We start from the raw sequence: 12,613 nt of genomic DNA on the forward strand, positions 1-12,613 counted from the left end.
ATTCGCATCAAAACACTGAGAGAATCAAGAGGAACTGAAATGCCGACCGATGATTTTTTCCGAGCGCGTCTCGATCAGATAATTGATCTGCGTCATCCCCTGGCAGTGCTGTCGAATCGACTGCCGTGGGCTGATATTGAAGCAGCACTTGTCCCTGCTTTTGAGCGTAAAAACCGTCAGGGTGAAGTGTTGGAGATCAACGATCTTTTTGGCACAACATTGGCGATTGCCAGTGGGGCGTGAGCACTGCGGGTCGCCCCGCTTGCCGATCCGGTTGATGGCATCGTTGCTGTATCTGAAGCATGCGTTCAACCTCAGTGACGAAGAGCTGGTGGTTCGCTGGTCGGAGAATGTGGTGTGGCAGTATTTCAGCGGCGAGGAATATTACACATCGAAGTTGCCGTGTGATGCCACCCAGATTGGCCGTTTCCGCACCGCCATTGGTGAAGCTGGTGTTGAGAAGCTGCTGAAGGCAACGATTGACACTGCGGTGCACACCAAGGCGGTCAAACCGGCTGAATTCAAACGAGTGATTGTTGACACGACAATTCAGGAAAGGCAATTGCGCATCCGGTGGATAGCCGGTTACTGGAAATTGCTCGCGGCAAGATTGTGCAAGCAGCCAGACGGGCTGGCATCACCTGACAACCTACGCCAGAGCGCTGAAGGGCAGGCGTATTAGATGCTCTTCTGGCACAGCCGACAAAACCCAAGCGCAAGAATACCATGACAAGCTAAAAGCTGAATCCTGGCGCATTCAGCGATTGGGAGAAAAACCGGAGTACACATGGGATAAAGCCGCATGTAAGTTTCTGCTCGAAACTCAGCATAAAGCTACTCATGAACGCGACAAAGAAAAACTTCGATGGTTACAGCAATTCTTACGTAATAAACCATTGCAAGAAATTGACCGGGAATTAATTGACCACATTGCACATACAAAGGCAAAGGATACAAGCCCATCAACAGCAAACCGCTATTTGGCGTTGATACGGGTAGTTCTTCGGAAAGCATGTCATGACTGGGAATGGATAGACAAAATTCCAAAGATTAGGTTGTTTCCAGAGCCTAAGCGCCGTATTCGATGGTTAACTCCCGAGCAAGTAAAGAAATTACTAAATGAATTGCCACAACATCAGCAGGATATGATGATATTTGGTTTATCGACCGGATTAAGGCAATCAAATGTTCTTAATCTGGAATGGAATCAGACTGATCTTGAACGTAATGTTGCTTGGATTCATCCCGATCAAGCCAAGGCAAGAAAAGCAATTCATGTTCCGCTTAATTCTGTTGCAATGGCAGTATTGCTTCGGCAAGTCGGTAAGCATCATAACAGGGTTTTCACATTTCGCGGAAATCCAATTGCATGGGTAAATACCCGTGCATGGAAATTAGCACTAAAACGAGCAGGAATAGAAAACTTTAGATGGCATGACCTGCGCCATACTTGGGCAAGCTGGTTAGCTCAACAGGGTACGCCCATGAATGTATTGCAGGAACTTGGCGGCTGGGAATCGGAAGAGATGGTAAGGCGGTATGCACACCTATCAAAACCGCAACTCATGCAGCATGCCGAGCTGGTTTCAAATATCCTTGGTGACACAATTTTGTCACATCAGAAAGAAAAAAGAGGCTAGAAATTAATCTAACCTCTTGATTTTTGGTGGGTCTGGTTGGACTCGAACCAACGACCAAGGGATTATGAGTCCCCTGCTCTAACCGACTGAGCTACAGACCCAAAATTCTAATTATTTCCGGTATCCAAGAAGCTGCGCAAGCGTTCGGAGCGGGCCGGATGGCGCAATTTGCGCAATGCTTTGGCTTCAATCTGACGAATGCGTTCCCGGGTGACATCGAATTGTTTACCGACCTCCTCCAAGGTGTGATCGGTATTCATCTCAATACCGAAACGCATGCGCAGCACTTTGGCCTCACGTGGTGTTAAGGAATCCAATATATCCTTCGTGACGCCACGCAAGCTGGCATAAACCGCGGCATCTGCGGGTGCCATCGTAGCGGCATCTTCAATGAAATCACCCAAATGTGAATCTTCATCATCGCCAATCGGGGTTTCCATGGAGATCGGTTCTTTGGAGATCTTAAGAATCTTGCGAATTTTTTCTTCAGGCATCTCCATTTTTTGCGCCAATACGGCCGGTTCTGGTTCTTGTCCGGTTTCTTGTAGGATTTGGCGAGAAATACGATTCATTTTATTGATCGTTTCAATCATATGTACCGGAATCCTGATGGTTCGCGCTTGATCGGCAATGGAACGGGTAATTGCTTGACGTATCCACCATGTGGCATAAGTTGAAAACTTATAACCGCGCCGGTATTCAAATTTATCCACCGCTTTCATCAGGCCAATATTGCCTTCCTGAATCAAGTCGAGAAACTGCAATCCGCGATTGGTATATTTTTTGGCGATGGAAATCACCAAGCGCAGATTGGCTTCTGTCATTTCTCGCTTGGCCCGGCGCGCTTTCGCTTCGCCGGTCGACATCTTGCGATTAATTTCTTTCAAATCCTTGATCGGAATGCCAACCCGATTTTTAAGCTCCAGCAAATTCTGCTGCTCTTCCAGAATTGCGGGCTTATAGTGCTCAAGCGCTTGGCTGTAGGATTTACTAGTCGCAATTTCCTGCGCTACCCAATCAAGATTGGTTTCATTACCGGGAAACGTTTTGATGAAATGATTGCGCGGCATTTTTGCTTTTATCACACAGAGATCCATGATTCTGCGCTCATAGTTACGCACATCGTTTACTAGCTCACGCTGCGTATCGCAGAGTTTCTCCACCATTTTTGCCGAGAATCGAATACCCATCAGTTCGGAAGAAATTTTATCCTGAAATTCAATGTATCCTTGATGATAGGGGCCTTCTTTTTCAAGCAAACTCTGCATTTCGCTATATACTTCACGAATAATCGCGAAACGCTCCAGCGCATCTGTTTTCAGTTTTAATAAATCCGCACTGGCAATAGCAGAGCCATCACCCTCTTCATCTTCGTCGTCATCGCTGAGATCGCTGGAAGCTAATTCCTGCTCCAAAGATTCTTCAGAAAATTCTTCATTGGTGATTTCTTGCGCATTGACATCCAGCAATCCGTCAACCACTTCGTCGATGCGTAAAATATCTTTTTCAACTTCCGCTGCCAGATCGACAATTTTCGCAATGATCGGAGGACAAGCTGAAATGGCTTGAATCATATGACGCAAACCGCCTTCGATGCGTTTTGCGATTTCAATTTCACTTTCGCGTGTCAACAAGCCGACCGAGCCCATTTCGCGCATATACATGCGCACGGGATCCGTTGTCCGTCCGAACTCGGAGTCCACTGTAGAAAGCGCAGCCTCAGCTTCTTCTGCAACATCTTCGTCAGCCACTGTTGTCGCAGCATCGGACATCAGCAATGTTTCAGCATCCGGCGCTTCGTCATGCACGGATATGCCCATGTCATTGATCATACTGATAATGCCTTCGATCTGCTCGGCGTCCAGCATGTCATCAGGCAGGTGATCATTGATTTCGGCATAGGTTAGGTAACCACGTTCCTTGCCTAATCCAATCAGCATTTTCAGGCGCATGCGCCGCGCTTCAATATCTTGCGGTTGCGGATTGCCGCTTTCTATAACGGAAACAGAATCGATATCGTCAATGGCATCCAAACCGGCAGCTTTATTTTTCTTGGGAGTTCTGCCGCGGGTTTTCTTGACTTCATTGAATTCAGTATCATTTGAGCCCAGTATTGCTAGAGAGATATCCGCTTCACTTTGTGCTGATTTAGCGGATGTTTCTTTTATTTCAGCTGCATCGGCAGCTGTTGTAGCGGCAATTTTCTCATCTGTTTTTTTGCTGGCCGCTTTAACATTTTTTTCAGTTTTAGCTGCTAATCTTTTAGATTCTTTTTTTTCTGCCATCTCGCTATCGGTATTATTTGCTTTCTGAGCTGTTGATTTTTTGATCATTTTATTATCGGTATCTTTTGATTCGACTGCTTTTTTCTTTGACATATTGGATTCCCAATAATATAGATAAATTAAAAGCTGAAAGTTTGGAATTATATCAAAATTCGGTAGTGCTGACACCTTATAACCAATTTCATTGCAAGGCTAAACGCTGAAGTTCCCGTTTCTCTTCATCAGTTAACATATTCAGCGGCTTGCTATGCAGTTCGGCCATACGCTTCTTGTGTTGTATTTGCTGTAGTTTCTTTAACGTATCCAGAAACTCGAGCTCTAAATCAATCGGATTACTCCATTCCAATGTTTCACTTTCGATATTCTCCAATAGTGTTCTATATTGATTATCTTGCAAGTAAGCTGCGATTGAGAGTGTTGATTTATTTTCAATTAAATGAGGATGCTTATCTAAAAAATCAACCAAAGTTTTCAATGCAGCGATTTCTTCATTTTTTTCGTTCCATTCGACAAGTAAGTTGCGATCAAGTTTAGTGAGATGGTTCGGGTTATACAATAAAATCCGGATCAATCGGCGATAAAGTGTAACGCTCTGTCTTCTTTTTTCTTTTTCTGGTTTATGAATTCCAGATGTGCGTCTGATTTGCAATAACTCGCCTAACTCATCCTGGTTAATTCCGCTCAACTCCGCCAAGCGCCTTATCAGGATTAGCGAGAGCGCCGGTGCTGTGACTTGTTGCAGCAACGGTTTCGCATCGCTTATCAATTTTGCACGCCCCTCACTGCTCTGAAGGCTTACCTTTGTACATAATTCCTTGAATAGAAATTCTGACAAAGGCAAAGTCTGTTTAAGTTGTTGCGCAAAAGATTCTTTTCCAAATTGGTTGATATAGCTGTCCGGATCCGCTCCCTCGGGTAAAAAAAGAAAGCTCAGATATTTGCCGTCGGATAACAGTGACAGACTATTTTCAAGAGCACGCCAAGCTGCTTTTCTGCCCGCTTTGTCGCCATCAAAGCAGAAAATGATGTTATCCGTCTGGCGCAAAAGCTTTTGGATATGAAAACTCGTCGTGGCTGTGCCCAAAGCGGCTACCGCATTATCAATTCCGTGTTGCGAGAGTGCTATGACATCCATATAGCCTTCGACGACAATGGCGCAATTTGCTTCTCGGATAGCGCGGCGCGCGGAAAAAAAATTGTATAGCTCGCGCCCTTTTTCAAATAAGACCGTTTCGGGAGAATTCAGATATTTGGGCTCTTCTTGTCCTAATACACGCCCGCCAAAACCAATAATCCGGCCTTTTTGATCGAGAATCGGGAACATGATCCGGTCTCTGAAGCGATCGTATTGCTTGGTTTCGTCGTCACTGATGATTAATCCGGCTTGCGTCAGTATTTTCCGGTTTTTTTCAGATTTATAATCGGTAAAAACGGCTTCCAGGTTTTGCCAGCCTGAAGGCGCGTAGCCGATGCCAAATCGTGTCGCTGTTTTGCCGGTTAAGCCGCGCTTTTTGAGATAAGCGATAGCCTTGTCTGAGACTTTCAATTGTTCACGGTAATAGCGAGTGGCGACTTGTAGCGCATCTAATAGTTCTTGCGGCGATATTTCTGAATTGCTGTCCGTTTTCTGATCATGCGGTATGCCAGCTTGGCTAGCAAATGTATCGGTTTGTTGAGCCGGCAATTGCATTCCGGCATAAGCCGCCAGATCTTTCACTGCTTCGACAAAGCTGAGTCCGCTGTATTCAATCAAGAAGCTGATCGCATTGCCGTGAGCGCCACACCCAAAACAATGGTAAAACTGCTTGGTCTGACTGACTGTAAATGACGGGGTTTTTTCACTGTGAAACGGGCAGCAGGCGACAAAATTAGCACCGGCTTTTTTCAGAGGAACATGACGATCAATCGCATCAACAATATCGATGCGATTGAGTAAATCATGAATAAAGGATTGCGGAATCATCTACCGGAAGCTTGTTCAATAACAAGCTTCAAGTATAAATAAACTGCGATTCTTATGGTTTATTTTAGGGAGTATCCAGAACGTTGCCAAATATCAGGCTGATATTCTGGTTTTGATAAGTGCCGATACTTTGGCCATATCAGCTCGTCCGGCAAGCTTCGGCTTCAGTACGCTCATCACCTTGCCCATATCCTGCATGCCGGCAGCATTGGTTTCTGAAATTGCTTCCGCTATCAAAGTATCAATTTCGGAGTCACTTAATGCTTGTGGCATATAGGCGCTTAAAATAGAAACTTCTTGTTTCTCGTTGTCGGCAAGATCCAATCGTTGCGCTGCTTCGTACTGGGCAATTGAATCCTTGCGTTGCTTGAGCATCTTTTCAATAACCGCGATGATAGCCGAATCGTCAAGTGTTATGCGTTCGTCTACCTCACGTTGTTTGATGGCAGCTTGTAGCAAACGGATAGTATCCCGCTGTTTGGTGTCGCCGCTGCGCATTGCCATTTTCATATCTTCAGTGATTCTCTGTTTCAAACTCATAATAAATTGATGGAATAATTGATTATCAACTCATCGTTTTTCAACGAATCCAACTGAAAAAGAATCGGTATCGGGCAGCGCGCAATGAATAATGACTTAATAAAGTTTAGGCGGTAATAACTGACTGCGCAAACGCTTATAATTCCTTTTCACAGCTGCTGCCAGCTTGCGTTTACGTTCTGCGGTCGGCTTTTCATAAAACTCGCGAGCTCGTAATTCAGTCAGTATTCCTGTTTTCTCTATGGAACGTTTAAAGCGGCGCATCGCAACTTCAAATGGTTCATTTTCCTTAACTTTTATAGTCGTCATAAATAGGCAAATTCCTCAGTTAACTAATTAGTGTATCTATAATTCTTTACCGAACCGCAAGGCGCAACAAAAGCCGGGAATTATAACACCAAGAAAATTATTCTAAAAGAATTAGTTTTAATCAATACAAATTTACTGTGAATAACTCTGATATTTCTTGCAACCAATTCAATTATTTCAATAATTTGTTCTGGCATGGCAATCAATAATATCTCTATTACAGTATCTTGTGGTTATAAATCCAAAACTCAAGTTGATTTGATTCGGGACGATAAACAGAAGCCAGTAAGGTAGCGTAAAGATACAGGAGCAGGAAGGATGGAAGTTTATCTCGGCCGATTACCGATCCTTGATAGTAAACAAAATTTGGTTGCATTTGAGCTTCTGTTTCGCTCCGACCAGCAAAACGTGGTGTCGATAACCGACAATTCCGCAGCTTCAGCGAATGTCATTATCGATACCTACGGGCAGTTAGGCATAGAAAATGTCATTGGCAAACGGCGCGGTTTTATTAAGGTCGATGCAAAGCTACTGCTTAACGATGCTATTTGCATGCTACCTAAAAAGCACGTCGTCCTGGAAATTTTAAGAAGCGTGGAAATCAACGATGAAATCATTCAACGCTGCACTTTCCTGAAACAAAAGGGCTACCAATTAGCGCTTTCCGATGTTACTCACCTGGACGTACGCTTTGATCGCATTATGCCGCTCATCAATGTCGTCAAGATCAATATTACTGCATTAAGCCAGCCGGATTTGATCAGCCTGATCAGGAAATTAAAGCGCTGGCCGTTGCTGCTGCTGGCCGAGAAAGTTGAGAACCAGGAAACCGCCAGAAGATGTATTGCGTTGAATTTTCATATGCTGCAGGGATTCTACTTTGCAAAACCGGAGATTATTTCCGGAAAACGGATGGATCCGTCCAAGTTATCATTGCTGAAGCTGTTGCTGCTGGTTGTGAAAGATAGTGAAGTGAGCGAGATTGAGAATGAGCTCAAATACCAGCCCGGTTTGAGTTATAACCTGTTGCGCATGGTGAATTCGGCTGCCAACGGTTTACCAAGCACGATCAACTCGATAAAACGGGCCATCATGATCATCGGGCAGAAACAGTTGCAACGCTGGGTGCAGATTTTGCTCTATGCTGCCAAACAAAGAGACGGTGGTACATCCGATGCATTGATGATGACCGCGACCATCCGGGGAAAATTGCTCGAATCGATCGCGATAGCCGATCGCCCGCATGATAAGAATCATCAGGATCGCGCATTCATGGTCGGTGTTTTGTCGTTGCTGGATACGTTATTAGGGATAGAAATGTCCGAACTTGTCGGCACGCTCAGCATACAAAAAGACATGAGTGAAGCCCTGCTGACAAGGCGTGGTTCTCTAGGGTATCAACTTGCATTGATCGAAGCGTATGAAAAAGGTGAATCCGAAATTGTTTCGTCGATGCTGTCGGAGCTGGGGTTTCTCAGCATGGGAGAATTCACTCGATTGGAACTGGAAGCCACAGCCTGGGCGAACCGGATCAGCGAGGCCGTCAATCAACACGCGTAAGCGCGGATGCTAAATTCTGCGCAGAGTATCACCTTTACTCCAGATTCTCGATTGGTAAGCATTCAAGCCGTTCTTACTCAATTTTTTATTTACCCGATCCGTTAACAAGCGGACTGACTCAAGCCCGGATTGTTTAGTTTGATCAGTTCTAATTCGAACGTTTCACGTCACTTTTCGCACTGTTTGCACTGTCACATGAGGATGTCGCAATGAATATAGTAGAGCTGCTTGCATTCGTGGTTAAGAATAGCGCCTCGGATTTGCACTTATCGGCCGGGATGCCGCCGATGATACGGGTGCACGGAGAAATCCGGCGTATCAACTTACCGGAGATGGACCATAAAGAAGTCCATGCAATGGTGTACGACATTATGAACGATGGTCAGCGGAAATTTTATGAAGAACATCTGGAATGTGATTTTTCCTTCGCCATTCCTAATCTCGCGCGTTTTCGTGTCAATGCCTTTAATACGCAACGCGGTGCTGCCGCAGTGATGCGGACGATTCCATCCAGAGTGTTGAGCCTGGAGGATCTCAAAGCCCCCAAGATTTTTGCCGAGATCGCCAAACAGCCGCGCGGTGTCGTTTTGGTGACGGGACCCACCGGTTCGGGTAAGTCGACCACGCTGGCGGCCATGATCAACGACATCAATGAAAATGATTATGGCCACATTCTAACCCTCGAAGATCCGATCGAGTTTGTGCATGAGAGCAAGAAGTGCCTGATCAATCAGCGTGAGGTCGGCAGGGACACGCTGAGTTTCTCAAATGCCTTGCGTTCGGCGTTGCGTGAAGATCCGGATATTATTCTGGTGGGCGAGTTGCGCGATCTGGAAACCATTCGGCTGGCGATGACGGCAGCAGAGACCGGGCATTTGGTTTTCGGTACGTTGCATACCAGCTCTGCCGCGAAGACGATCGATCGTGTCATCGACGTATTTCCAGCCGAAGAAAAGGAAATGATTCGCGCGATGTTGTCCGAATCGTTGCGTGCGGTAATTTCCCAGGCACTGTTGCGAACCAAGGATGGCAAGGGCCGCGTGGCGGCGCACGAAATCATGATCGGCACACCAGCGATCCGCAATCTGATTCGCGAAGGTAAAGTTGCGCAAATGTATTCGGCGATCCAGACAGGTCAGAATGTCGGTATGCAGACATTGGATCAGAATTTGACCGATTTGGTGAAGCGCAATGTGATTTCGATGGCTGAGGCCAGGACGCAAGCGGCGAATAAAGATAATTTCAGGGGCTAACTGGCCGATGCATTGGATTAAAATTCCGGGAGTACGTGATGGATAAAGAACAAGCTGCAAAATTTATGTCCGATTTGCTGCGCTTAATGCTCAGTAAGAAAGCATCCGATTTGTTTATCACCGCCGGTTTTCCGCCTGCAATCAAAGTGGATGGGAAAATGACGCCGGTATCTCAACAGTCTCTAAGCGCGCAACATACCGAAATACTTGCCCGGGCGGTCATGAACGAGAAGCAAACGGCGGAATTCGAGGCTTCCAAGGAATGTAATTTTGCCATCAACCCCGCCGGTATCGGGCGCTTTCGCGTCAATGCCTTTGTTCAGCAGCAGCGCGCGGGTATGGTTCTGCGTACCATTACCACCAAAATTCCTGAGTTTGACGATTTGGGGTTGCCGCAAGTATTGAAAGAAGTCGTGATGAGCAAACGCGGGCTGGTGATTTTCGTCGGCGGCACCGGCTCGGGCAAATCGACCTCGATGGCGGCACTGATCGGCCATCGCAATAAAAACAGCTACGGTCACATCATCACCATCGAAGACCCGGTGGAGTACGTGCACGAACATATCAACTGTGTCATCACGCAACGCGAAGTCGGTGTCGATACCGAATCGTGGGAAGCGGCGTTGAAAAACACCTTGCGGCAAGCACCCGATGTCATTCTGATCGGCGAGATTCGCGACCGCGAAACCATGGAACACGCGATTGCCTTCGCCGAAACCGGTCATTTGTGTATGGGCACATTGCACGCCAACAGCGCCAATCAGGCGCTCGACCGCATCATCAACTTCTTCCCCGAAGAACGCCGCCCGCAACTATTGATGGATCTGTCGCTCAATCTCCGCGCTGTCGTCGCGCAGCGCTTAATTCCACTGAAAGACGGTAAAGGGCGTGCCGCCGCTATCGAAGTTATGCTCAACTCACCGCTGATCGCCGACTTGATCTTTAAAGGCCATGCCCATGAAATCAAAGATATCATGAAAAAATCCCGCGAACTGGGCATGCAAACGTTCGACATGGCGCTGTTTGAACTGTACGAAGCCGGTAAAATCAGCTACGAAGACGCGCTACGCAACGCCGACTCGGTGAACGAACTGCGGCTGAAAATCAAACTGGAAAGTAACGAAGCCAGAACGCAGGATCTCGATTCTGGCATTGCACATTTGGAAATTACGTAAAAAGCCAATCTCACTACCTGCACTATCCGCAATGCTGTTTCAATCGCCCGATCAATCGGGCATTCCGACGTGGCTTCAATAAACAACCCCGCGGCAAGAGCACGGGGAATCACCAATTTGTAGGGCGGGAAGCCTGCCAAGGCGTTCCGCCAAAAAACCGATAAATATATGAAATAGAGTCACAAATGGGGGAATGCCCTGACGGGTTATTTATTCACAGTACAGCGGTTCTCGATATCCGCCATTATGGCATCGGCGTAGCTGAGGTCAGACTTCACGATGGTGCCAAAGTAAGGATGCCGGTAGAGATCGGTAAAGTCGCGCATGAGATCGCACCAATCTTCCAGCACAACGAACTCGTTGCTTCTGAGATGGTACGAACTGATGCGCGGTTCAAGAAATGCCAACGCCCATTGATTGACGCGCTCAATATCCGCAGGACTGAAATCCTGCGTGTCGTTACGCTTTGCGCGGCTTACCAGATCCGCAAGTTCTTGATCCGATGCAACGGCCAGATGCGCTTGACTCATCAATCCCGCGAGGGATAACTGATGCGCAATCTGAATCGCCTCCCGGTTTTGTTGCAGCTCAAACACCACAAGCACCATACCCGCAACCACGGCGAGGTTGGTAATGATGGTGATCAGCCGTTCAATTTTCATTGGTATTTTTGATTGTTATTTTGCATCCAGTCTTTTTGGAATTTTTTTACCAGCTCTTGTAACTTGCTGTGTCATGGAATAGCTTCCATAACGCTTTTTTGTTTCTGGTTATCTTAAACTGTTGCCGATAAGGCGTAACTGCATTATCAAGACAGGAACATCGTCTTTAATGATGCTCCATAGCGTATCGTTATCAATTCCGAGATAACCGTGAATAAGCCGGTTGCGGGTTGCAATTACCTGCCGCCAAGGTACTGCGCTAAAGGTTTTTTGTATTTCATCCGGTATATGCGTTGCAGCTTCTCCGATAAGTTCGAGGTTTCGCACGGTGGCGTCGTAATTCAAACCTGAAGCCACAAACGCTGCTTGATCCAATCCTTCCGTATAAACCAGTACCTTTTCCGCAAAACCGATCCTATTATTGAGATAAAACCGCCATTCGCGTTCAGACATCAATCGCTTCTCTCTCAATAAAGGTCTTTAATTCAGGACGCAATGCTTTCTCAATGACCAAATCGACCGGACGTCCTAATTGATCTTCCAGCAAAAATTGCACGCCAAAATATTTCTTGGATGTCGCCGGTCCGTCAAAAGCGATCACAATATCGATATCGCTATTCTCTCTCGCTTCATCGCGCGCAGTAGAGCCGAACAGCACCAAGCGTGTTACGCCGAAACGTTCGATCAAATCAGGCTTGAGTGTGCGTAAGGTGTCGAGAACTTGCTGGCGGTTCATCATGTTGTGTGATCAGAGTTGACATTATTGGAATGCCGCTATGCTACCGCATCGTTAACAAAATTTGCGAAATAACAGCATACTTAAGCAAGCAAAACTCAAGGAGTGAATCATGCATTATGCAATCGTTGTAGAAAAAGCAGGAAATAACTATTCGATGTATGTTCCCGATTTACCGGGACGTGTCAACCGGATCAATCATCGAGGAAACGGAATAGGAAATTCGTGCGACCATCAAGTTGCATAGCGAAGGAATGATGGAGGATGGCTTACCTATACCACAGCCAACTATCATTGTTCAATACATTGAAGTTTCTGCATGATGGAATTTCAATGCATCAGTTTTGGATTAAACATGCATGCCACGCTCACCCCCTCCAAGAAATAGCTTCTTTTTTGCTAGGGTGGTAGTAGAGCGGAAGCCTGATAAGGTATTTTGCTGGAACCGATAAATAGTTTGGGCGTTACAAACAGCGGAATACCTTGATGG

13 protein-coding genes and 1 tRNA gene are annotated in these 12,613 nt (G+C 46.3%); 6 read left to right on the plus strand and 8 right to left on the minus strand.

From position 1 onward, the window contains the following. The first annotated feature begins 39 nt into the window (after positions 1 to 39). From HRU78_14525 to HRU78_14535, 3 genes are read left to right on the plus strand one after another with little or no spacing between them, the layout of a single operon-like run. The gene (locus HRU78_14525; protein ID QOJ24701.1) at positions 40 to 243 is read left to right on the plus strand and encodes a hypothetical protein; all 204 of its coding nucleotides are present in this window, start codon (positions 40 to 42) and stop codon (positions 241 to 243) included. After that, complete coding sequence (locus HRU78_14530) at positions 209 to 682, plus strand: transposase (GenBank protein QOJ24702.1); 474 nt, start codon at positions 209 to 211, stop codon at positions 680 to 682. The genes HRU78_14525 and HRU78_14530 overlap by 35 nt, the downstream gene beginning before the upstream one ends. Further along, positions 642 to 1,640, plus strand: a complete 999-nt coding sequence (locus HRU78_14535; protein QOJ25089.1) for a site-specific integrase — start codon at positions 642 to 644, stop codon at positions 1,638 to 1,640. Before HRU78_14530 ends, HRU78_14535 begins: the two co-directional genes overlap by 41 nt. A 24-nt stretch (positions 1,641 to 1,664) precedes the next feature. On the opposite strand, the gene HRU78_14540 is transcribed toward HRU78_14535, so the two are convergent. The 5 genes from HRU78_14540 to HRU78_14560 all read right to left on the minus strand — a co-directional run bounded on the left by HRU78_14540 (position 1,665) and on the right by HRU78_14560 (position 6,737). Next, positions 1,665 to 1,741: transfer RNA gene (locus HRU78_14540), tRNA-Ile, on the minus strand. A gap of 6 nt (positions 1,742 to 1,747) precedes the next feature. Continuing rightward, a complete protein-coding gene (rpoD, locus tag HRU78_14545; GenBank protein ID QOJ24703.1) occupies positions 1,748 to 4,018 on the minus strand; it encodes an RNA polymerase sigma factor RpoD in 2,271 nt (756 codons plus the stop codon). 88 nt (positions 4,019 to 4,106) lie between these two features. After that, the gene (locus HRU78_14550) at positions 4,107 to 5,888 is read right to left on the minus strand and encodes a DNA primase (protein ID QOJ24704.1); all 1,782 of its coding nucleotides are present in this window, start codon (positions 5,886 to 5,888) and stop codon (positions 4,107 to 4,109) included. Positions 5,889 to 5,981: 93 nt separating this feature from the next. Further along, positions 5,982 to 6,428 (minus strand): GatB/YqeY domain-containing protein, encoded by a 447-nt coding sequence (locus HRU78_14555; GenBank protein QOJ24705.1) that lies wholly within the window; start codon positions 6,426 to 6,428, stop codon positions 5,982 to 5,984. Between the two features lie 96 nt (positions 6,429 to 6,524). Continuing rightward, entirely contained in the window at positions 6,525 to 6,737 is a 213-nt protein-coding gene (locus HRU78_14560; protein QOJ24706.1) for a 30S ribosomal protein S21, read from the minus strand. Between the two features lie 318 nt (positions 6,738 to 7,055). Here HRU78_14560 and HRU78_14565 point away from each other — a divergent pair, with 318 nt between their 5' ends. From HRU78_14565 to HRU78_14575, 3 genes are all read left to right on the plus strand, one after another. Next, entirely contained in the window at positions 7,056 to 8,297 is a 1,242-nt protein-coding gene (locus tag HRU78_14565) for an HDOD domain-containing protein (protein QOJ24707.1), read from the plus strand. Positions 8,298 to 8,506: 209 nt separating this feature from the next. Continuing rightward, positions 8,507 to 9,550: a type IV pilus twitching motility protein PilT gene (locus HRU78_14570; protein QOJ24708.1), complete on the plus strand. Its 1,044-nt coding sequence runs from the start codon at positions 8,507 to 8,509 to the stop codon at positions 9,548 to 9,550. Between the two features lie 38 nt (positions 9,551 to 9,588). Further along, positions 9,589 to 10,725, plus strand: a complete 1,137-nt coding sequence (locus HRU78_14575) for a PilT/PilU family type 4a pilus ATPase (protein QOJ24709.1) — start codon at positions 9,589 to 9,591, stop codon at positions 10,723 to 10,725. 206 nt (positions 10,726 to 10,931) lie between these two features. On the opposite strand, the gene HRU78_14580 is transcribed toward HRU78_14575, so the two are convergent. From HRU78_14580 to HRU78_14590, 3 genes are all read right to left on the minus strand, one after another. Beyond that, complete coding sequence (locus HRU78_14580) at positions 10,932 to 11,387, minus strand: hypothetical protein (protein ID QOJ24710.1); 456 nt, start codon at positions 11,385 to 11,387, stop codon at positions 10,932 to 10,934. 108 nt (positions 11,388 to 11,495) lie between these two features. Then, the gene (locus HRU78_14585; GenBank protein QOJ24711.1) at positions 11,496 to 11,840 is read right to left on the minus strand and encodes a DUF86 domain-containing protein; all 345 of its coding nucleotides are present in this window, start codon (positions 11,838 to 11,840) and stop codon (positions 11,496 to 11,498) included. Then, positions 11,833 to 12,123: a nucleotidyltransferase family protein gene (locus HRU78_14590; protein ID QOJ25090.1), complete on the minus strand. Its 291-nt coding sequence runs from the start codon at positions 12,121 to 12,123 to the stop codon at positions 11,833 to 11,835. Before HRU78_14590 ends, HRU78_14585 begins: the two co-directional genes overlap by 8 nt. Between the last annotated feature and the right edge of the window lie 490 nt (positions 12,124 to 12,613).

Source organism: Gammaproteobacteria bacterium, assembly GCA_015709635.1.
Taxonomy (GTDB): Bacteria; Pseudomonadota; Gammaproteobacteria; order Burkholderiales; family Nitrosomonadaceae; genus Nitrosomonas.